The organism is Gemmobacter nanjingensis, assembly GCF_014652195.1.
In the GTDB taxonomy this organism is placed as follows: Bacteria; Pseudomonadota; Alphaproteobacteria; order Rhodobacterales; family Rhodobacteraceae; genus Gemmobacter; species Gemmobacter caeni.
Window position 1 is genome coordinate 53,655 of the sequence record NZ_BMYI01000014.1, and the last position, 19,825, is coordinate 73,479.

The 19,825-nt window shown below is 64.0% G+C and carries 18 protein-coding genes; 10 read left to right on the forward strand and 8 right to left on the reverse strand.

Annotated features, from left to right (window positions below):
* Positions 1–207: 207 nt before the first annotated feature.
* The 4 genes from guaB (at position 208) to IE126_RS18825 (ending at position 6,004) form a co-directional block, all read left to right on the forward strand.
* Complete coding sequence (gene guaB / locus IE126_RS18810; RefSeq protein WP_189381849.1) at positions 208–1,656, forward strand: IMP dehydrogenase; 1,449 nt, start codon at positions 208–210, stop codon at positions 1,654–1,656.
* Positions 1,656–2,441 (forward strand): MBL fold metallo-hydrolase, encoded by a 786-nt coding sequence (locus IE126_RS18815; protein ID WP_189381850.1) that lies wholly within the window; start codon positions 1,656–1,658, stop codon positions 2,439–2,441. The genes guaB and IE126_RS18815 overlap by 1 nt, the downstream gene beginning before the upstream one ends.
* Positions 2,438–3,586, forward strand: a complete 1,149-nt coding sequence (locus tag IE126_RS18820; protein ID WP_189381851.1) for an RsmB/NOP family class I SAM-dependent RNA methyltransferase — start codon at positions 2,438–2,440, stop codon at positions 3,584–3,586. Before IE126_RS18815 ends, IE126_RS18820 begins: the two co-directional genes overlap by 4 nt.
* 96 nt (positions 3,587–3,682) lie before the next feature.
* A complete protein-coding gene (locus IE126_RS18825; protein WP_054303641.1) occupies positions 3,683–6,004 on the forward strand; it encodes an ATP-binding protein in 2,322 nt (773 codons plus the stop codon).
* 12 nt (positions 6,005–6,016) lie between these two features.
* Here the strand turns inward: IE126_RS18825 and IE126_RS18830 are convergent, their stop codons facing one another.
* Positions 6,017–6,616, reverse strand: a complete 600-nt coding sequence (locus IE126_RS18830; protein WP_189381852.1) for a hypothetical protein — start codon at positions 6,614–6,616, stop codon at positions 6,017–6,019.
* Positions 6,617–6,820: 204 nt separating this feature from the next.
* On the opposite strand from IE126_RS18830, the gene recA reads away from it, so the two are divergent.
* The 3 genes from recA to IE126_RS18845 all read left to right on the forward strand — a co-directional run bounded on the left by recA (position 6,821) and on the right by IE126_RS18845 (position 11,014).
* Positions 6,821–7,891 (forward strand): recombinase RecA, encoded by a 1,071-nt coding sequence (recA, locus tag IE126_RS18835; protein WP_054303639.1) that lies wholly within the window; start codon positions 6,821–6,823, stop codon positions 7,889–7,891.
* A 173-nt stretch (positions 7,892–8,064) separates the two neighbouring features.
* Positions 8,065–10,719, forward strand: a complete 2,655-nt coding sequence (gene alaS / locus IE126_RS18840) for an alanine--tRNA ligase (RefSeq protein ID WP_189381853.1) — start codon at positions 8,065–8,067, stop codon at positions 10,717–10,719.
* A gap of 4 nt (positions 10,720–10,723) precedes the next feature.
* Entirely contained in the window at positions 10,724–11,014 is a 291-nt protein-coding gene (locus IE126_RS18845; protein ID WP_054303637.1) for a DUF1330 domain-containing protein, read from the forward strand.
* A 19-nt stretch (positions 11,015–11,033) separates the two neighbouring features.
* On the opposite strand, the gene IE126_RS18850 is transcribed toward IE126_RS18845, so the two are convergent.
* Positions 11,034–11,492, reverse strand: a complete 459-nt coding sequence (locus tag IE126_RS18850) for an Lrp/AsnC family transcriptional regulator (protein ID WP_054303723.1) — start codon at positions 11,490–11,492, stop codon at positions 11,034–11,036.
* Between the two features lie 151 nt (positions 11,493–11,643).
* Here IE126_RS18850 and IE126_RS18855 point away from each other — a divergent pair, with 151 nt between their 5' ends.
* Entirely contained in the window at positions 11,644–12,438 is a 795-nt protein-coding gene (locus IE126_RS18855) for a class II glutamine amidotransferase (RefSeq protein WP_189381854.1), read from the forward strand.
* A gap of 127 nt (positions 12,439–12,565) precedes the next feature.
* Here the strand turns inward: IE126_RS18855 and typA are convergent, their stop codons facing one another.
* The 3 genes from typA to IE126_RS18870 form a co-directional block, all read right to left on the reverse strand.
* Positions 12,566–14,383 carry a translational GTPase TypA gene (typA, locus tag IE126_RS18860; RefSeq protein ID WP_108129513.1) on the reverse strand — a complete coding sequence of 606 codons (1,818 nt, stop codon included), beginning with the start codon at positions 14,381–14,383 and terminating at the stop codon, positions 12,566–12,568.
* A gap of 88 nt (positions 14,384–14,471) precedes the next feature.
* Positions 14,472–15,086: a YitT family protein gene (locus tag IE126_RS18865; RefSeq protein ID WP_189381855.1), complete on the reverse strand. Its 615-nt coding sequence runs from the start codon at positions 15,084–15,086 to the stop codon at positions 14,472–14,474.
* An 88-nt stretch (positions 15,087–15,174) separates the two neighbouring features.
* On the reverse strand, positions 15,175–15,777 hold the full coding sequence (locus tag IE126_RS18870) for a YitT family protein (RefSeq protein WP_189381856.1): 603 nt from the start codon (positions 15,775–15,777) through the stop codon (positions 15,175–15,177).
* 394 nt (positions 15,778–16,171) lie between these two features.
* Here IE126_RS18870 and IE126_RS18875 point away from each other — a divergent pair, with 394 nt between their 5' ends.
* The gene (locus IE126_RS18875; protein ID WP_054303632.1) at positions 16,172–16,396 is read left to right on the forward strand and encodes a hypothetical protein; all 225 of its coding nucleotides are present in this window, start codon (positions 16,172–16,174) and stop codon (positions 16,394–16,396) included.
* A 39-nt stretch (positions 16,397–16,435) separates the two neighbouring features.
* Here IE126_RS18875 and IE126_RS18880 read toward each other — a convergent pair whose 3' ends face one another.
* Positions 16,436–17,650, reverse strand: a complete 1,215-nt coding sequence (locus IE126_RS18880; protein WP_108129517.1) for an NADP-dependent isocitrate dehydrogenase — start codon at positions 17,648–17,650, stop codon at positions 16,436–16,438.
* 130 nt (positions 17,651–17,780) lie between these two features.
* Here IE126_RS18880 and IE126_RS18885 point away from each other — a divergent pair, with 130 nt between their 5' ends.
* On the forward strand, positions 17,781–18,446 hold the full coding sequence (locus IE126_RS18885; RefSeq protein WP_189381857.1) for a hypothetical protein: 666 nt from the start codon (positions 17,781–17,783) through the stop codon (positions 18,444–18,446).
* Here the strand turns inward: IE126_RS18885 and IE126_RS18890 are convergent, their stop codons facing one another.
* Complete coding sequence (locus IE126_RS18890; RefSeq protein WP_189381858.1) at positions 18,447–19,598, reverse strand: HD domain-containing protein; 1,152 nt, start codon at positions 19,596–19,598, stop codon at positions 18,447–18,449. It abuts the gene before it with no gap.
* Positions 19,595–19,825: a hypothetical protein gene (locus IE126_RS18895; RefSeq protein WP_054303628.1), complete on the reverse strand. Its 231-nt coding sequence runs from the start codon at positions 19,823–19,825 to the stop codon at positions 19,595–19,597. Before IE126_RS18895 ends, IE126_RS18890 begins: the two co-directional genes overlap by 4 nt.

Consider the following 19,825-nt stretch of genomic DNA (forward strand, 5'->3'; position numbering starts at 1 on the left):
TGGACCAGGGTAAACGGACCTGCTTTTATCTTGGCAACAATATCCCCGGGGGTGAGCCCCGGAGGGCCGAGGGGGCCGAGGGGGCCGACAGCCGCCTTGCGGCCCCTCCGCCCGCAGCGCGCATGATTTCCCCTTGCGCTTCCTTGCGCCCCGTGAAATGGGGAAGCGCCAAACGATCCCATCCATAGACCCGTTCAGGAGGCTCCCATGGAGATTCGCGAGGCGCTCACCTTTGACGATGTGCTTCTGGTTCCGGCGGCGAGCAATGTGCTGCCGTCCGATGCCGATACGTCCACCTTCGTGACGAAGCAGATCCGCATGAATATCCCGCTGCTTTCCTCGGCGATGGATACGGTGACCGAGGCACGCATGGCGATTGCCATGGCGCAGGCGGGTGGTCTGGGGGTGATCCACCGCAATCTCGACATCGAGGCACAGGCGCGCGAGGTGCGGCGGGTGAAGCGGTTCGAAAGCGGCATCGTCTATTCCCCGATCACGCTGACGCCCGATCAGACGCTGGCCGATGCCAAGGCGCTTCAGGATCGTTACAACGTCACCGGCTTCCCGGTCGTCGATGCCGAGGGGCGCGTGGTTGGCATCGTGACCAACCGCGACATGCGCTTCGCTTCGGATGACCGCACCCCGGTCAGTGTGATGATGAGTGCCGACAATCTCGCTGTGCTGCGCGAGCCGGTGGACCGCGATCAGGCGATCAGCCTGATGAAGGCGCGGCGGATCGAGAAGCTTCTGGTCACCGATGGCAAGGGCAAGTTGACCGGCCTCCTGACCCTGAAGGATACCGAGCAAAGCGTGCTGAACCCGCAGGCCTGCAAGGACGAGCTTGGCCGCCTGCGCGTCGCTGCCGCCTCGACCGTGGGGGATGCCGGGTTCGAGCGCAGCCAGGCGCTGATCGACGCGGGCGTGGACATGGTGGTGATCGACACCGCGCATGGCCATTCAGAGGGTGTCGCCCGCGCGGTGGAGCGTATCAAGGCGCTGTCGAACACCGTTCAGGTGGTGGCGGGCAATGTCGCCACCGCCGAGGCAACCCGCGCGCTGATCGGCGCCGGCGCCGATGCGGTAAAGGTCGGCATCGGGCCAGGCTCGATCTGCACCACCCGTATCGTTGCGGGCGTGGGCGTGCCGCAACTGACCGCGATCATGGACAGCGCGGGCGCTGCAGGGGATATCCCGGTCATCGCTGACGGCGGCATCAAATATTCGGGCGATTTTGCCAAGGCCATCGCGGGCGGCGCCTCCTGCGCCATGGTCGGCTCGGCCATCGCGGGCACCGATGAAAGCCCGGGCGAGGTGATCCTGTGGAACGGCCGTTCGTTCAAGAGCTATCGCGGCATGGGCAGCCTTGGCGCCATGGCGCGCGGCTCGGCCGACCGCTACTTCCAGAAGGATGCCGCCAGCGACAAGCTGGTGCCGGAAGGGATTGAGGGGCAGGTGCCCTACAAAGGGTCCGCCGCCGCAGTGATCCACCAGCTTGTCGGCGGTCTGCGCGCCGCCATGGGCTATACCGGCAACCGCACGGTGGCCGAGATGCGGCAGGCTTGCAATTTCGTGCGCATCACCGGGGCGGGGCTGAAGGAAAGCCATGTCCATGACGTGCAGATCACCCGCGAAAGCCCGAACTACCGGATCGGCTGATGCAGGCGACGGGCGACATCCTGCGCTGGGACGGGGCGGAGCTGATCCGGCTTTATGACGGCGCCGTGCGCTTCGGGCAGGATTTCTTTCCCGATCCGCGCGGCACTGCCTTGCCGGACGAAGTTGTCCTGCCGGTGCAGGCCTATCTGCTGCGTCGTCCGGGTGACGCGCCGCTGCTGATCGATACCGGCTCGGGCGCGCTATATGGCGACAAAGGCGGGCGTGTTGTCAGGGCGCTGGCCGCGCTGGGGCTGGCACCGGATGATATCGGCGATCTGGTCCTCACTCATCTGCATGGCGATCATTGCGGCGGGCTGCTGAGCGATGGATATGCCGCTTCCCGGCTGCATGTAGGAGCGGTGGAGGCCGATTACTGGGCCGCACAGGATCATGCAGCCTCGGCTCGTGTGCTGGCGGAAAACGCCAGCCGCATTCGCCGCGCGCAGGACGGCGAGGAAATTGCGCCCGGTGTCCGGGTCTGGGGCTTGCCCGGCCATACGCCCGGTCAGATCGGGCTGGTGATCGATGATCGCGTGGGGGTGGTGGGCGACATGCTGCACCGCGCCGATATCCAGCTTGCCGATCCGCGGATCGCCACCAAATTCGACGTCGACCCGGCGCAGGCGGTGGCGACCCGTCTCGCCGCGCTGGAGCGGATCGCTGCGGAAGGCTGGGTTTTCTGCGCCGGTCACGCGCGTCTGCCGGGGCAGGAGGAGGGCGCAACGGGCCAGCCCTTCCTGCGGCTGCAACGTGCCGGAACAGGCTGGCAGGCGGTGGCGGCATGACGCCTGCCGCCCGCCTCTCTGCTGCCATCGGCATTCTGGATCGTATTCTGGCGGGCTCACCCGCCGAACAGACGCTGACAAACTGGGGCCGAGCCTCGCGTTTTGCCGGATCTGGCGACCGGAATGCGGTGCGTGATCTGGTGTTCGACGCGCTGCGCTGTCGGCGCAGTTTCGCCGCGCTCGGTGGCGGCGAGACTGGGCGCGGGCTGATCCTCGGCGGCTTGCGTTCGGCAGGGCAAGACCCCGAGAGTTTTTTCACCGGCGAGGGCCATGCGCCCGCGCCGCTGACATTGGCGGATGCGGGCCAGACGCCCGAAGGTTATGCCGCACACGATCTGCCCGACTGGCTTGGCCCCCGTATGGAACAGGATCTGGGCGCGGATTTCCGGGCACTTGCCGAAGCCCTGCGTCACCGCGCGCCCGTGTTCCTGCGGGTGAATACCGCACGCTGTGCGCTCTCTGACGCGCAGGCTGCGCTGGCGGCTGAGGGGATCGAAACCGTCCCGCATCCGCTGTCGCCCACCGCACTGCAAGTGACGGGCGGCGCCCGCAAGGTGGCCGGATCGGCCGCCTATGCCGATGGGATTGTGGAGTTGCAGGATGCCGCTTCGCAGGCGGTGGTGGATGCGCTGCCGCTGGCGGATGGCCAGCGCGTGCTTGACTATTGCGCGGGTGGCGGCGGCAAGACTCTGGCCATGGCGGCGCGGGCGCGGCTGAAGCTGTTTGCCCATGACGCCGATCCGCGCCGGATGCGCGACCTGCCCGCGCGGGCGAAACGTGCCGGAGCGCGCGTGACGCTGACCGAGGCGCCGCAGGGTCCTTTTGATCTTGTCCTCGCCGATGCGCCCTGTTCCGGTTCCGGCAGCTGGCGCCGCGCGCCCGAGGGCAAGTGGCTGCTGACGCCCGATCGGCTTGCTGGAGTGATCGCGGTGCAGGAGCAGATTCTTGACCGTATCGCCACACTGGTCGCGCCCGGTGGTGTGCTGGCCTATGCCACCTGTTCGCTGCTGCGGGCCGAAAACGAGGCCCAGATCGCTGCGTTTCAGGCCAGATCACCGGGTTGGAGCCTCGCGAGCCAGCGCCGCCTGACCCCGCTGGATGGTGGCGATGGCTTCTTCGTCGCCGTGCTGCGGCGCGATCAGTAAAGCTCGAAACAAAGAGCTGTGGGAGGCCGACGTCGGTTAAGCGGCGGTTAACCTTTTCCCTGCCGAATGGTGCCAGACGATTCCCGGAGAGGGCGGATGGTGGACAGGAACCTTGTGGGCGCAGGCATCTCGCGGCGTCCACTGGCCGAAACGGTGACGGCCTTCGCGCAAAGGCTGGGCCAGGGGGCCTGGCTTCTGCTGGCCGCGGCACTGGGCTGCGCGGTGACGGTCGCTCTGGCGCCGCCGGGGCAGAACCGGCTGATTGCCGCCAGTGTCGGCATGACGCTCTGCCTGCTGGTCCTTGGCCTGCGCGGCATAACCCTGGCGCAGGCGCTGCGCCTGCGTCGGCTGGAACGCGATCTGGGCCTGCTGATGGGGCAGGATGCGACCCCATGTTTTTCCACGGACGGCGTGGGTGTGATCCGTTTTCAGAATGCCGCCGCGCGGGCCAGATTTGGACCCCGCGACGGGACCACGCTGATGGCCTCGCTTCAGGATCACTTCGTCAGCCCGGCTTCGGTGCTTTATCGGCTGCAAAGCCGCGCCATGAACGGCGGCGCCGCGCGCGAGGATGTGGTGACCCGCAATGCCCATACCCGGCTCAGTTGTCACCGGATCGGTCCCACAATGTTCCTGTGGCGGCTGGAGGAATTTCTGGATCGCACGGGCGTCGGTCGTGGTGCTGAAACGCTCAGCCTTCCCATGCTGGTGGCAAACAAGGCCGGGGTAATCCTGTTCAGCAACGAGGCGATGCGGCGGCTCGCGGGCGGGCGCCCCCGGCATCTGGACCGGATTTTTACCACCACGCGCCTGCGCAGCGGCGAGGAGATCGAGGTTGACGGGGCGGACGGCAAGATCCGGGCCATTCTGGCCGAGATCGAGGGGCCGGGCGAACGGCGTGAGATCTATCTTCTGCCGATGCCGGGACAGGCCGAACTGACATCAACCGATTTCGAAACGGTCCCCGTGGCCCTTCTGAAATTCGCGGCGGACGGGGCCCTCATGTCCGCCAATCGCGCGGCGCGCGAGGCGATCGGGCTGGCACCCGATCAGGATATCAGTATTGCCGACCTGTTCGAGGGGCTGGGACGTCCGGTCACCGACTGGCTGGCCGACGTCATGGCAGAGCGTGTGCCATCGGGGGCCGAGGTGTTGCGGCTTGGCACGGCAGAGACAGACCGTTTTTTCCAGATCACATTGCGTCGCATCGTCGAAGGCGGCAGACCACTGGCATTGGCTGTCCTGACCGATGCAACCGCGCTCAAAACCTTGGAAGCCCAGTTTGTCCAGAGCCAGAAAATGCAGGCCATCGGACAACTCGCCGGGGGGATTGCCCATGATTTCAACAATCTGCTGACCGCGATATCCGGGCATTGCGATCTTCTGCTGTTGCGGCATGACTGCGCCGATCCCGAATATGCCGATCTGGTGCAGATCCATCAGAACGCGAACCGTGCGGCGAGTCTGGTCGGTCAGTTACTGGCCTTCTCGCGTAAACAGACCCTGAAGCCAGAGCGGCTGGACCTGCAGGAACTGCTTTCTGACCTGACGCATTTGCTCAACCGGCTGGTTGGTGAACGGATCAGTCTGAGCCTGGCCCATGCACCGGACCTCGGCCCGATCCGGGCCGACAAGCGCCAGTTGGAGCAGGTACTGATGAATCTTGTCGTCAATGCGCGGGATGCCATGCCGGACGGTGGAACGATCCGTATCGAGACCGAGGCGTTGACCCTGAAAGAAGAGCTTCGGCGCGACCGCGCCGTGGTTCCGCCTGGCGACTATGCCGTGATCCGTGTGCTCGATACCGGCTGCGGCATATCGCCAGAGAGGTTGCAGAAAGTTTTTGAGCCCTTCTACACAACCAAGCGGGTCGGCGAGGGGACGGGGCTTGGCCTCTCTACGGCCTATGGAATCGTCAAACAGTCCGGTGGCTTCATCTTCGTGGACAGTGAAGTCGGCCACGGCACCGTGTTCCATCTCTATTTCCCGATCAATTCCGCCGGGAGCACGGTACAGAAAACAGCACCTTCTCGTCGTAATCCGGCCCGGTTGGGGGAAGGGGTGGTCCTGCTGGTCGAGGACGAGGCCCCGGTGCGTGCTTTTGCGAGCCGCGCGCTTCGCCTGCGCGGCTATACGGTGCTTGAGGCCGACAGCGCCGAAGCTGCCCTCAAAACGCTGGAAGACCCGGCGGTGAATGTCGATATCTTCGTGACCGACGTGGTGATGCCCGGGATGGACGGGCCAAGCTGGGTCCGGCAGGCACTGGAAACGCGGCCGAATGTGCGGGTGGTCTTTGTGTCCGGCTATGCCGAAGATTGCCTGTCACAGTCGCAGGCGCGCATCCCAAATTCGGTATTCCTTCCGAAACCCTTCTCGCTCAGCGATCTGACCGATACGGTGCAGCAGCAGTTGCACTGAAATATCGGGTGCTTAGCCCTGGCTGGCGACAGTGTCGTATAGCTCGAACTCCCTGGCGGCGACCTTGCGCAGCAGCTTTTCGGTTGCAGGGTCCAGCCCGAGTTCCATGACGGGCGAGACATTCAGCCTGGGCAGAAGGATCTCACAGTTCAGCCGGTCCTCCAGAAACTGGATCAGATCCTCGATCCTCTCATAGCGGAACAGTCGGGTCAGACCCTTTTCATTCTTCGGCGCCAGAAACTGCGACTGCGCGCCGACGGCGGCATAGGCGGGTGGGGCATCGGAGCAATAGTCGCGAACAAACTGATCAAAACTGATCCCGGCGGTGCTTTTCGCCGCGTCGCCAATATCCTCGCGCTGACGATAGCGATACCAGCTTCCAAGCCAGTCCAGAGGCTCCCGGATCGTCGCGATCACGTCGAACGGCGCCCCCGCGGCGCTTTCCAGCCAGGGTCCGATAAAGCGGTGATATTTGCGGAGGTTCGCATGTTTCAATTGCGGGGGCCGCTGAATCGCCAGATGAGCAAGCGATTCGAGCGCGGCCTCGATAGCGGTGGTCCCTGTCTTGGGCGTCGCCAGCATGGTCAGTCGCTGGTGCCAGAAAACGAGCATTCCTGCCTCTTTTTTACATCGGGATGCCTCTGACCCCGCCCTTGTAAACTATCTCTTAACCCGAATGGGAAAAAGCTGATTTTACGGAAGAGACAGAAGATTTGTTCTTGTTTTGATCTGGAAAATCTGGAACAAGAGGGGAACTAGCTGCAAAGCGCCCGCACATTGCCCAGACCGTGCGGCTATGGGATAAGGACCGAAGAAATGGCAACGGCAACCCTGCTCGATCTGAACGGAAAGCGCGATATGGACAAGCAGAAGGCGCTCGAAAGTGCGCTGGCACAAATTGAACGGCAGTTCGGCAAGGGCTCGATCATGAAGCTCGGTGCCGAGAACCCGGCGATGGAGATCGAGGCGACCTCGACCGGCTCGCTGGGGCTGGATATCGCGCTGGGGATCGGCGGGCTGCCGAAAGGCCGCATTGTCGAAATCTATGGGCCTGAAAGCTCCGGCAAGACCACGCTGACCCTGCATGTGGTGGCGGAAGAGCAGAAGAAGGGTGGGGTTTGTGCCTTTGTCGATGCCGAGCATGCACTGGACCCAAGCTACGCGCGTAAGCTGGGTGTTAATCTTGATGAACTTCTGATCAGCCAGCCCGACACCGGCGAACAGGCGCTGGAGATCGTGGATACGCTGGTGCGTTCCGGCGCCGTCAGTCTCGTGGTGGTCGACTCGGTCGCGGCGCTGACCCCGAAGGCCGAGATTGAGGGCGACATGGGTGACGCCACAGTTGGCGCGCAGGCCCGCCTGATGAGCCAGGCGATGCGCAAGCTGACCGCCTCGATTGGCCGCTCGAACTGCATGGTAATTTTCATTAACCAGATCCGTATGAAAATCGGCGTGATGTTCGGCAATCCCGAAACCACCACCGGCGGTCATGCGCTGAAGTTCTACGCCAGCGTTCGTCTGGATATCCGCCGCATCGGTGCGATCAAGGAGCGCGACGAGGTGGTGGGCAACTCAACTCGTGTGAAGGTGGTGAAGAACAAGGTGGCCCCGCCGTTCAAGCAGGTTGAATTCGACATCATGTATGGTGAGGGGATCTCGAAAACCGGCGAGCTGATCGACATCGGCGTCAAGGCCGGCGTGGTCGAGAAATCGGGTTCGTGGTATTCCTATGGGGATGAGCGCATCGGCCAGGGGCGTGAGAATGCCAAGAATTTTCTGAAGGCCAATCCCACCGTCGCCATGGAAATCGAAGACAAGATCCGTGCCGCCAACGGGCTCGATTTCCACATGTCAGAGCCCGGCTCGGAAGACGTTGTGGATATGTGATCAAATTCAGTCCGCAAGCGACGACACTCAAGGGGCGGTCTGGTGACGGACCGCCTTTTTGCATGTGCCCGTGCCCTGTGACCCTTGCAATGGTGGACAGCCCCGCGCCACGCCGCTAAACGGATCGCAACAGCATTCCCGCCCTAGGGGCGCAGCCGCGGAGCCTCGACATCATGCCGTCGTTGAACGACATCCGGTCCACCTATCTCGATTACTTCCGCCGTAACGGTCACACGGTCGTGGACTCGAGCCCGCTCGTACCCCGCAATGACCCGACGCTGATGTTCACCAACTCGGGCATGGTGCAGTTCAAGAACTGCTTCACCGGCGTGGAAAAACGCGACTATGTGCGCGCCACGACGGCGCAGAAATGCGTGCGGGCGGGCGGCAAGCACAACGATCTGGACAATGTCGGCTATACGGCGCGGCACCACACCTTCTTCGAAATGCTCGGCAACTTCTCGTTCGGCGATTACTTCAAATCCGAGGCGATCCCTTTCGCATGGGAACTGCTGACCAAGGATTTCGATATCCCGAAGGAACGGCTGCTGGTCACCGTCTATCACACCGATGACGAGGCGGCGAATATCTGGAAGAAGGTCGCGGGCCTGTCGGATGACCGGATCATCCGCATCCCGACCAATGACAATTTCTGGATGATGGGGCCGACCGGGCCCTGTGGCCCCTGCACCGAGATTTTCTTCGATCACGGCGACAAGATCTGGGGTGGCCCGCCTGGCAGCGCCGAGGAGGATGGCGACCGTTTCATCGAGATCTGGAACCTCGTGTTCATGCAATATGAACAGTTCGAGGATGGCTCGAAGCGCGAGCTGGACATGCAGTCGATCGACACAGGCATGGGGCTGGAACGGATCGGCGCGCTGCTTCAGGGCAAGCACGACAATTATGACACCGATCTGATGCGCGCGCTGATCGAGGCTTCGGCCAATGTCACCAACGGCGACCCGGACGGCCCCGGCAAGGTGCATCACCGCGTCATCGCCGATCACCTGCGTTCAACCTCCTTCCTGATCGCAGATGGCGTGATGCCCTCGAACGAGGGGCGCGGCTATGTGCTGCGCCGCATCATGCGCCGCGCGATGCGGCATGCGCATATGCTGGGTGCCCAGGACCCGGTGATGTACCGGCTGGTCCCGGCGCTGGTGCGGCAGATGGGCGGGCATTACCCGGAACTGACCCGCGCGCAGGCCCTGATCGAAGAGACGCTGAAGCTGGAGGAAACCCGGTTCCGCACCACGCTGGATCGTGGCCTTCGGCTGCTGGATGACGAACTCGCGCGGCTGCCGGAAGGCGGCGATCTGCCGGGGGCGGCGGCCTTCAAGCTTTACGATACCTACGGCTTCCCGCTGGATCTGACGCAGGATGCGCTGCGCGAGAAAGGCCGGGCGGTGGATGTCGCCGGTTTCGACGTGGCAATGGAGGAACAGCGCGCCAAGGCGCGTGCGTCCTGGGCGGGCTCGGGCGAGGCCAGGGATGCCGCGATCTGGTTCGAACTGGCCGAGGCGCATGGTACGACCGAATTCCTTGGCTATGACACCGAAACTGCTGAGGGGCAGATCCTGGCGCTGGTGAAGGATGGTGCGGCGATTGGCGATGCGGCGCAAGGCGCTGCCGTGCAGATCGTGGTGAACCAGACGCCCTTCTATGCCGAAAGCGGCGGTCAGGTCGGCGACAGCGGGCTGATCCGCACCGATACCGGCCTTGCGCGTGTGACCGACACCAAGAAGGCTGCCGGTGTGTTCATCCATATGACCGAGGTGGTCGAAGGGTCGATCCTGCGCGGCCAGCCCGCCAAGCTGGAGGTCGAGCACAAGCGTCGCGGCGCGATCCGCGCAAATCACTCTGCCACACACCTGCTGAACGAGGCGCTGCGCCGGATTCTGGGTGATCACGTCGCGCAGCGTGGCTCGTTGAACGCGGCGGACCGGCTGCGCTTTGACTTCGCCCATGCCAAGGCGCTGTCGCCCGAGGAACTGGCGCAGGTCGAGGCGGAGGTGAATGCTTTCATCCGCCAGAACGGTGCCGTGGAAACCCGGGTGATGACCCCGGATGATGCGCGTGGCCTGGGCGCACAGGCGCTGTTTGGCGAGAAATACGGTGACGAGGTGCGCGTCGTTTCGATGGGCACGCTGCCGGGTTCAGGCAAGGGCACCGATGGGCATACCTATAGCCTTGAACTTTGTGGCGGCACCCATGTCGCCCGTCTGGGCGAGATCGGCGCCTTCCTTCTGCTCAGCGATAGTGCTTCGTCGGCCGGTGTGCGGCGGATCGAGGCGCTGACGGGCGAGGGGGCTCTGGCCTATGTCGCGGAACAGCAGAAGCTGCTGGCAGATGTGGCCGCGGTCCTGAAGGCGCCCGCAACCGAACTGGCCGACCGCGCACGCGCGCTGCTGGACGAACGCCGCAAGCTGGAGAACGAGGTTGCCACCCTGCGCCGCGAACTGGCGATGGGTGGTAAATCCGGCGGACCGGAAGCCAGGGAAATCAACGGTGTGAAGCTGATTGCTCAGGTCATACAGGGGGTTTCCGGCAAGGATCTGCCCGGCCTCATCGACGAGATGAAGGCCCGTATCGGCTCGGGTGCGGTGCTGCTGATCGCTGATACCGGCGCGAAACCGGCCGTGGCGGCCGGTGTGACAGCGGATCTGACCGATCGCCTGTCGGCGGTGACACTGGTCAAGGCTGCGGCTGAGGCTCTGGGTGGCAAGGGCGGTGGGGGCCGGCCCGACATGGCGCAGGCGGGCGGTGCCGACATCACGCTGGCCGATCAGGCCATTGCCGCCGTTGAAACCGTGATTGGAGGCTGACCCGATGCCGACTGCCCTGTGGATTGCTCATGTGACCGTCACCGACGCCGAGGCTTACGGCAAATACGCCAAGGAGGCCGGCCCGGCCATCGCCGCGCATGGTGGGGCCTTCCTCGCCCGCGGCGGCCGTTATGTGCAGCTGGAAGGCAATGACCGCGCGCGCAACGTGGTTGCCCGCTTCCCCTCGCTGGAGGCTGCCGTTGCCTGCTACAACAGCGACGCCTATCAGGCGGCGCTGGCCCATGCAAAAGGCGCCAGCATTCGAGATCTGTGTGTCGTCGAAGAAGCCGAATGATCTTTGGCGCCGCGCTGCCTCACACCGGCAGCGCGGTGGTCTCCTTGGTCTCCTCCATCACAAAGCTGGAGGAGACATCGTGCAGTTCGACCCGCGCGATCAGATCCTTGTAAAGCCGGTCGAACGCCTTCACATCCGCCACCCGCGCGCGGATCAGGTAATCCAGATCGCCGGTCATCCGGTAGGCACCCAGAATTTCCGGCATGTCGCGCGTGGCGCGGGTGAATTTCTCCAGCCAGTCGGGGGTATGACGCTCGGCCCGGATCATCATGAAGACGGTCAGGCCCAGCCCGAGCTTTTCCGGGTCCAGCAGCGCGACACGGGCACGTATCACGCCGCTTTCCTCCAGCGCCCTGACCCGGCGCCAGACCGCATTGCGGGACAGGCCGATCCTTTCGCCCAGATCCTCCAGCGAAAGACTGGCGTCCCGTTGCAGGATGGCGAGGATGCGGCGGTCGATATGGTCAAGTTTCTCCATATTTCGTAGGATCGCGGGAATTGTTCCCGTTTTCAAGCGCGGACAAGGCGTCATGCCATCTTCATTTTTCTGCCACATGCTGTAGGATGCGAGTGCAGAAACCCCGCAATACAGGCGACGACCGGATCAACCGGCCGCAGGAGTGATGTGAATGTGCCGTTGGGCCGCCTATATTGGCGCACCGATCTTTCTGGAAGATATCGTCAGCCGCCCCGGCCATTCCCTGATCCACCAAAGCCAGTGCGCCACCGAATGCCGCACCGCGATCAATGCCGACGGGTTTGGCATCGCCTGGTATGGCGACCGGCCTGAGCCGGGGCTTTACCGCGATGTCATGCCGGCCTGGAGTGACCCAAATCTGCGCAGCCTTGTGGCGACGGTGAAATCCGGCCTTTTCCTCGCCCATGTCCGCGCGTCAACCGGCACCGCAACCAGCCGCAACAATTGCCACCCTTTCACCTGGGGGCGATGGAGCTTCATGCACAACGGGCAGGTCGGCGGCTATGACAATTTCCGTCGCCATGCCGAAATGCTGATCCCCGATACGCTTTACGCGGCACGCAAAGGTGCGACCGACAGCGAGGCCTTGTTCCTCGCGGCCGTGGCGGAGGGACTGGAAGAAGATCCGCGTGGTGCGATGGAACGCGCGGCGGCAGCTTTTATCCGGCTGGCCCGTGAAAAGGGCGATGCCCCGCATTTGCGCCTGACCGTCGCAATGTCCGATGGCCAGCGGCTCTATGCCATGCGCTATGCCACTGACGAACAGGCGCCCAGCCTCTATCACCGCTGGTCCCCGACACGGGGGGGCCGTGCCGTGGTGTCCGAGCCGCTGGAACGCGGCGAACAGGACTGGCTCGAAATCCCGGAGGCCAGCTTCTGTACCTTTGAAGGCGATGGCCTCACGGTCGAACCGTTCCTCCCCTGCCGACTGGCCGCAGCCGCATGAAAAAAGGGGGGCATTGCCCCCCTCGGCTTCGCCTCACCCCCCAGAGTATTTGGACAAGGAGCAAGATGATTTGCTTCTTGCCTGAAATACTCCGGGGGAGCGCCGCATGCGCGGGGGCAGAGCCCCCTTATTCGGCGCGGGCCTGGCGCTTGCGCTCGTGCGGGTCCAGTTCGCGTTTGCGAAGGCGCACGATCTTCGGCGTGACCTCGACCAGTTCGTCATCGTCGATATAGGCAATAGCTTCTTCCAGCGACATGCGGACCGGCGGTGTCAGGCGCACGGCTTCGTCGGTGCCGGAGGCGCGGACGTTGGTCAGCTTCTTGCCTTTCAGCGGGTTCACTTCCAGATCGTTGTCGCGCGAATGTTCACCGATCAGCATGCCGACATAGACGGCTTCCTGCGCGCCAATGAACATCTTGCCGCGTTCCTCGAGGTTCCACAGTGCATAGGCGACCGAGGTGCCGTTCTCCATCGAGATCAGCACACCCTGACGGCGGCCCTGGATCGGGCCCTTGTGCGGCGCCCAGTCGTGGAAGATGCGGTTCAGCACGCCGGTGCCGCGTGTATCGGTCAGGAACTGGCCGTGATAGCCGATCAGACCGCGCGAGGGGACGTGGGCCACGATCCGGGTCTTGCCGACGCCTGCCGGCTTCATCTCGACCAGATCGCCCTTGCGCTCGCCCGTCAGCTTGTCGATCACGGCGCCGGAATATTCGTCATCCACATCGACGATGACCTCCTCGATCGGTTCGAGGCGCTGGCCGCCTTCCTCGCGGAAGATCACGCGCGGGCGTGAGATCGACAGTTCGAACCCTTCGCGGCGCATATTCTCGATCAGCACACCCATCTGAAGTTCGCCGCGGCCCGAGACGATGAAGGCCTCGCCGCCGGGGGTGTCTTCGATGCGGATCGCGACGTTGGTTTCGGCCTCTTTCATCAGCCGTTCGCGGATGACGCGCGACTGCACCTTGTTACCGTCGCGGCCTGCCAGTGGGCTGTCATTGATGCCGAACGTCACCGAGATGGTGGGCGGGTCGATAGGCTGGGCGGGCAGGGCGGTATCGACCGACAGATCGCAGAGCGTATCGGCCACGGTTGCCTTGGTCATGCCAGCGATGGTGACGATGTCACCTGCCACCGCCTCGTCGATGGGTTGCTGGCCGAGGCCGCGGAAAGCGAGGATCTTGGTGACGCGGAACTGTTCGATCCGCTCGCCCGTGCGGGTCAGCGCTTTCAGCGAGGCGCCGACTTTCAGCGTGCCTGCCTCGACCCGGCCGGTCAGGATACGGCCGATGAACGGGTCGGCCGACAGGGTGGTGGCGAGCATCTGGAACGGCTCACCCGCCTTGGCGAGCTGTTTCGGCGCCGGAACGTGGCGCACGACCAGTTCGAACAGCGCGGTCAGATCCTTGCGCGGGCCGTCAAGGCTGTCATCGGCCCAGCCAGCGCGGCCCGAGGCATAGAGATGCGGAAAGTCGAGCTGTTCGTCGCTGGCGCCGAGGTTGGCAAAGAGGTCGAACACTTCGTTCAGGGCGCGGTCCGGTTCGGCATCCGGCTTGTCGACCTTGTTCAGCACCACGATGGGGCGCAGGCCGAGGGCGAGTGCCTTGGATGTCACGAATTTGGTCTGCGGCATCGGGCCTTCGGCGGCATCGACCAGCAGCACCACACCATCCACCATGTTCAGGATGCGTTCGACTTCGCCGCCGAAATCGGCGTGACCGGGGGTGTCGACGATGTTGATGCGGTTGCCATTCCATTCGACCGAGGTGGCCTTGGCCAGAATGGTGATCCCGCGCTCACGCTCGATATCGTTGCTGTCCATGGCGCGTTCGCTGACGGCCTGATTTTCGCGGAAAGCGCCGGACTGTTTCAGCAATTCGTCCACGAGGGTCGTCTTGCCATGGTCAACGTGCGCGATGATCGCGATGTTGCGAAGCTCCATCGGAGGGGTCTCTTTCACAGAATGGGTTTGGGGGCGCCTTACAGGAGGTCAGGCGGAAACGCCAGTGAAACCTGTGCAAAAGGCCGGTTCAGGTGACGATATACCAGTCGCGGCGATGGTTCATGGCCACGATGAAATTCAGAATGGCCGCGCCGAGCGCCGACCACAGCACCCTGTCGAGGGGCAGGACAGTGAGAGCAATGAGGAACAGGGTGAGGTCGAACCCCAGCTGGACCCAGCCCGCGCGAAGGCCCAGCCGGTCTTGCAGGATCAGCGCCACGATGGACACGCCGCCAAGGCTGGAGGCGTGCCGGAACAGGCCCAGCAGGCCGACACCCGCGACCACGCCAAACAGGATCGCGGCGACGGCAGGATGAATGCCGGGAAGCGGCAGCCATGTTACAAGCGCGCTGGCCAGAAGCGAGACGGCGGTGACGGTCACGAAGCTCTTCAGGGCAAAGACTGCGCCGCGCCGCATCCAGGCGAAGGCATAGAAGGGCAGGTTGACGGCGAAGAAGGTCAGACCGAAGTTCCACCCTGTCGCATAAGACAGCAACAGCGCGACCCCGGCGGTGCCGCCTGTGATCAAGCCGGCCGCACGCAGCAGGTGGATACCCAGCGCCGCCTGTATGGCGGCGGCGGTCAGGCCCTGGGCATCTTCCAGCAGCGAGTGGCGTGGGGTGAATTGAAGGTCAGTATTCATGACCTAAATATGCCGCATCGCAGCGAAATGAGCGGCGCGCATTCTGCAAGGCTGCTCTGTGTGCCGTGCAGGGCCCGGCCTGCGGGAGTCAGGCGACGATATAGCGGTCGCGGCGGTGATTGATCGCGATGACCAGATTGACCACCACCGCACCCATGAAACTGAGCGCGACCGTCGGCACATCCCGCAGGCAGAGGGCGATAGCAAACAACAGCGCATCAAAACCCAGCTGCACCCAGCCCGCGCGGACCCCCCAGCGATCCTGGATCATCAGGCCAAGAATTCCGATTCCGCCAAGGCTCGCGCCATGGCGGAACAGTGCCAGCAAGGCGGAGCCGGAGGCGAGGCCGAACAGCACCGCCCCGAAAGCCGGGTTCAGACGGTCAAAGCCGATCCAGCCGGGCATGACCATGCTCAGCCCCGAGAGGGCGGCGACAGCGACGAAGGTTTTGACCGTGAAGGCCGGGCCCATGCGTAGCCAGCCCAGCAGATAGAAGGGCAGGTTGATCACAAAGAACACCGGGCCGAAGCCCCAGCCCGTCGCGTAGGAAATCAGGACCGCAAGCCCCGCCGTCTGTCCGGTGACAAGGCCCAGATGCGTCAGGATGACGATGCCGAAAGATGCCATGACGGTGCCATAAGCAATGCCTTGGGCATCTTCGATCAGGGAATGGCGACCCGTAGCAGTCATCTGGTTCCTTCCTCGGGCCTGTTGCCCTTCAGCCACGTCGCGCGGCAGAACGGCCACGGGCGGCATTTTCCTTTGCCCCGACTCGGCCGCATGTGCAAGCAGGGTCGCATCCGGCAATTCAGACAGGGAGGGCGGATCATGGCTTACAACGCATACGCCCTTTCGACCGGCGTGAACTCGGCAGCAGCCATTGCCCGAGCTTCGCAGCGAACCCGCGTCCTGGCCCGAGCCTGACCGCAGTTCACCGGCCCCATGTGGCCAACCGTCTGAACCCCTGACCGGACTTCTTTCACAAAGCGCGCGTGACGGGCCATTGGCCGTGATGTCGCACCTCTGTCCGGTCATTTTCAACCTAACAGCAGAGGCCGGTTGCGTGATCCGCATCGGAAATCCCATGACCAAAGATGAAAGCCTTCCGGCAATCCATGCCCTGATCCACAGCCTTGGTGCGCGCCGCGTGTTCATCGCCGCCGCGCTGGCGCTGCTGCGCCCCGCACCCCGGCGGCCACTGGCGGCGCAGTTCCAGGATCTTGATGACCGCATGCGCCGTGACATCGGCCTGCCGCCAAAAGCGGCCTCGCCCCCGATGCCGCCAGGGATGCAGCATACGCTGTGGTGAAACGAGAAGGGGCGGCCCGAAGGCCGCCCCGCTCCGGCGTCAGCCCGCCAGAGCCTTGTTGAGGTATTCGTCCACCTTTTCGAGGTAGCCCATGGTGGTGAGCCACTTCTGGTCGGGGCCGACCAGCAGCGCCAGATCCTTGGTCATCCAGCCGTCTTCGACGGTCTGCACGCAGACCTTTTCCAGCGTGGTGGCGAAGTTGGCCAGCGCCTCATTGCCGTCCAGTTTCGCGCGGTGCTTCAGGCCGCCGGTCCAGGCGAAGATCGACGCGATGGAGTTGGTCGAGGTTTCCTTGCCCGCCTGATGCTGACGGTAGTGACGGGTCACGGTGCCGTGCGCGGCTTCCGCCTCGACCGTCTTGCCATCGGGCGTCATCAGCACCGAGGTCATCAGGCCCAGCGAACCGAAACCCTGCGCCACGGTATCCGACTGCACGTCGCCGTCATAGTTCTTGCAGGCCCAGATATAGCCACCCGACCATTTCAGCGCCGAAGCCACCATGTCGTCGATCAGGCGGTGTTCGTAATGGATGCCAGCGGCCTTGAACTTGTCTTCAAACTCTTCGGCATAGACCTTGGCGAACAGATCCTTGAAGCGGCCGTCATAGGCCTTGAGGATGGTGTTCTTGGTCGACAGATAGACCGGCCAGCCCTTCATGAGGCCATAGTTCATCGAGGACCGGGCGAAGTCGATGATCGACTGGTCGAGGTTGTACATCCCCATGGCCACACCGGCGGCGGGGGCGTCGAACACATCACGTTCGATCACGGTGCCGTCTTCGCCCACGAATTTCATCGTGAGCTTGCCCTTGCCCGGGAACAGGAAGTCGGTGGCGCGATACTGGTCACCAAAGGCGTGACGGCCGACGACGATCGGCTGGGTCCAGCCCGGAACCAGACGCGGCACGTTCTTGCAGATGATCGGCTCGCGGAAGATCACACCGCCGAGGATGTTGCGGATGGTGCCGTTCGGCGACTTCCACATCTGTTTCAGGCCGAATTCCTCGACCCGCTGTTCATCGGGGGTGATGGTGGCGCATTTCACCGCCACGCCGACTTCCTTGGTCTTCAGCGCGGAATCGATGGTGATCTGGTCATTGGTGCGGTCACGTTCTTCGATGCCGAGATCGTAATAGAGCAGGTCGACATCCAGATAGGGCAGGATCAGCTTCTTCTTGATGAAATCCCAGATGATCCGGGTCATTTCATCGCCGTCCATCTCGACGATGGGGTTCGCCACCTTGATCTTGGTCATGCGCCTGGCCTTTTCAGGTTGAGGATTCGGATGGAGGCTGCATAAAGGAAAAACTGCGGCAAGGGAAGCCCGGTATGCAATTGCATACCAAAATGCGCCGATGGGTCGGTACCGCAACGGGGAGTGGGCAGTGAAACGGTTCTGGCTGGCGGGTGTCGTGGCAGCAATCCTGTTCGGACTGCCTGTGCAGGCGGGTCTGTTGCCCAACCGAGAGGGTATGACCGAGGTTGCGCCCGGTCTCTGGATCGACCGCGCCGCGAAACCGGCGGCGATTGCCCGAATCCGGCGGGATATTGCCGCGGCCGAAAAGGTGGTCGGCAAGGCGCTGGGGGGGGTGGCGCGCCCGGAATGGCTGGTGTGCACCACGCGGGCCTGTGACCGGCGGAACAATTATACCACGCGGGGTATGACCTATGGCTACAGCCTCATCACCGTGAATTCGAAGGGTGCGAAGTCGGCAGGGGTGTTCAGCCACGAGCTGACCCATGCCTCGCTGCACAGCGCCATTCCGCCCTTGGGCCTGTTGACCGGCGCCTTGCCGATCTGGTTCGACGAGGGCGCGGCGGTGCTGATTTCGGGCGAGCCCGCGCAGGCAGCCGATGCGGCGGCCTGTGCGGGGCGGCAGGTGCCGCTGCCGCGAAATCACCGCGAGTTTTCCCGGCGATCCGGGGTGAAGGGCGAAGGGGCGCTGGCGCTTTATGTAGCGTCCACCTGCGCAGTGCGCGGCTGGCTGGCGCAGGGGAACACCCTGCGCGACATGCTGCCGCAGATGCAACAGAAGGGGCGGCTGCCCTGATCAGGTGCCAAAGAACGGCGCTGCCTGCGCCCGCACCCAAGGCCAGAGAGCGGGCGCCCCGCGCGCGACTTTCACACCCACGCGGGATTCAAGCTGCGTGGCGGTGACCTGATAGGTGATCCACGTCCCGCCGCCCGACATCAGGTTCGCCATCACCGGCTGCACCCGGTCAAGGCTTTTGGCGAAAACGGCATCGGGGCTCTCAGCCGCCTCAAACTCTTCCCACAGGGCGCGCAGATGGGTGCCGGTGGCGACGGGCAGCAGGCCGAACAGCCGGTCCGCAGCGGCGGCTTCGGCGGCCTGTGTCTGGGTCGAGCCATGCGCCTTGCCATCCGCCGAATGAATCGGCACATCGCCCACGTCGATTTCCACCAGATCGTGCAGGATCAGCATGCGCATCACCCGCGCAATATCGACTGCGGGCGCCGCCTGATCGGCCAGCACCAGCGCATAAAGCGCCAGATGCCAGCTGTGTTCGCCCGAAGTTTCGCAGCGCGAGCCATCCACCAGCGTGGTGGCGCGGGTCACCGATTTCAGCCGGTCCGCCTCGGCCAGAAAGGCCAGCCGTGCGCGCAGGTCGGGGCCTGCGGTGCCCGGACCACCCGCCAGAAGGTCAACCGCATGGGTGTAGAACTCCGGCCATTCCTGCCGGAACCGTGCGGCGCGGCCGGTGGCAAGATTGTCGCGCACGACATCCAGATGATCGGCGGGCGGGCAGGGCGACATCAGCACCTGCAGCAGCGGCTGCGCATGATCCAGCCGCTTGGCCAGGCGCGCGGCGGGTGTCGTGCCCGCCTCGAATTCATTCCAAAGGGCGCGCAATGGTGCGGCCAGATCGGGCGGCGCATGGCCGAAAATCCGGTCTGCCGCCGCTGCCTCGGCTTGTGCGACCTTATCGGGGTTGTCGATCAGATGAATGGGATGGTCGCCGCAATAGACCTCGGGCAGATCATGCAGCACCAGCATGGCCAGCGCCCGGTCAAGCTCGGGCAGACCATGGCCCAGCACCAGCGCCCAAAGCGCCAGATGCCAGCTATGTTCGGCGCTGTTCTCCGCCCGGCTGCCATCCATCAGCACATTGGCGCGGTCCACCGATTTCAGGCCATCGGCGGCATTCAGAAAGGCGAACTGCGCGGTCAGCCGGTCGGTCACCCGGCGGCTCCCTTGCGATGGGCGCCAAGGCGGCGGTTGAGGTAGTCGCGCGCCCGGCGTTCGGCCAGACGCACGCGCACAGCGGTCATGAACGCCTCTTCCATCGAAGGCGAGACGGTGGCGAGCATCTTGGCGACATCGAGATAGAAACGCTCCTGCTCCATCTCGTCCTGTGCGGCCAGAACGTCGCGGGCAAGGGCGTCGGCCAGATCCTCGGTCACGCCCAT

Excerpts from the sequence above, each read along its gene's own strand:
- guaB (WP_189381849.1), top strand. The coding sequence starts at position 208 with ATGGAGATTCGCGAGGCGCTCACCTTTGACGATGTGCTTCTGGTTCCG.
- IE126_RS18815 (WP_189381850.1), top strand. The coding sequence starts at position 1,656 with ATGCAGGCGACGGGCGACATCCTGCGCTGGGACGGGGCGGAGCTGATC.
- IE126_RS18820 (WP_189381851.1), top strand. The coding sequence starts at position 2,438 with ATGACGCCTGCCGCCCGCCTCTCTGCTGCCATCGGCATTCTGGATCGT.
- IE126_RS18825 (WP_054303641.1), top strand. The coding sequence starts at position 3,683 with ATGGTGGACAGGAACCTTGTGGGCGCAGGCATCTCGCGGCGTCCACTG.
- IE126_RS18830 (WP_189381852.1), bottom strand. The coding sequence starts at position 6,616 with ATGCTCGTTTTCTGGCACCAGCGACTGACCATGCTGGCGACGCCCAAG.
- recA (WP_054303639.1), top strand. The coding sequence starts at position 6,821 with ATGGCAACGGCAACCCTGCTCGATCTGAACGGAAAGCGCGATATGGAC.
- alaS (WP_189381853.1), top strand. The coding sequence starts at position 8,065 with ATGCCGTCGTTGAACGACATCCGGTCCACCTATCTCGATTACTTCCGC.
- IE126_RS18845 (WP_054303637.1), top strand. The coding sequence starts at position 10,724 with ATGCCGACTGCCCTGTGGATTGCTCATGTGACCGTCACCGACGCCGAG.
- IE126_RS18850 (WP_054303723.1), bottom strand. The coding sequence starts at position 11,492 with ATGGAGAAACTTGACCATATCGACCGCCGCATCCTCGCCATCCTGCAA.
- IE126_RS18855 (WP_189381854.1), top strand. The coding sequence starts at position 11,644 with ATGTGCCGTTGGGCCGCCTATATTGGCGCACCGATCTTTCTGGAAGAT.
- typA (WP_108129513.1), bottom strand. The coding sequence starts at position 14,383 with ATGGAGCTTCGCAACATCGCGATCATCGCGCACGTTGACCATGGCAAG.
- IE126_RS18865 (WP_189381855.1), bottom strand. The coding sequence starts at position 15,086 with ATGAATACTGACCTTCAATTCACCCCACGCCACTCGCTGCTGGAAGAT.
- IE126_RS18870 (WP_189381856.1), bottom strand. The coding sequence starts at position 15,777 with ATGACTGCTACGGGTCGCCATTCCCTGATCGAAGATGCCCAAGGCATT.
- IE126_RS18875 (WP_054303632.1), top strand. The coding sequence starts at position 16,172 with ATGACCAAAGATGAAAGCCTTCCGGCAATCCATGCCCTGATCCACAGC.
- IE126_RS18880 (WP_108129517.1), bottom strand. The coding sequence starts at position 17,650 with ATGACCAAGATCAAGGTGGCGAACCCCATCGTCGAGATGGACGGCGAT.
- IE126_RS18895 (WP_054303628.1), bottom strand. The coding sequence starts at position 19,825 with ATGGGCGTGACCGAGGATCTGGCCGACGCCCTTGCCCGCGACGTTCTG.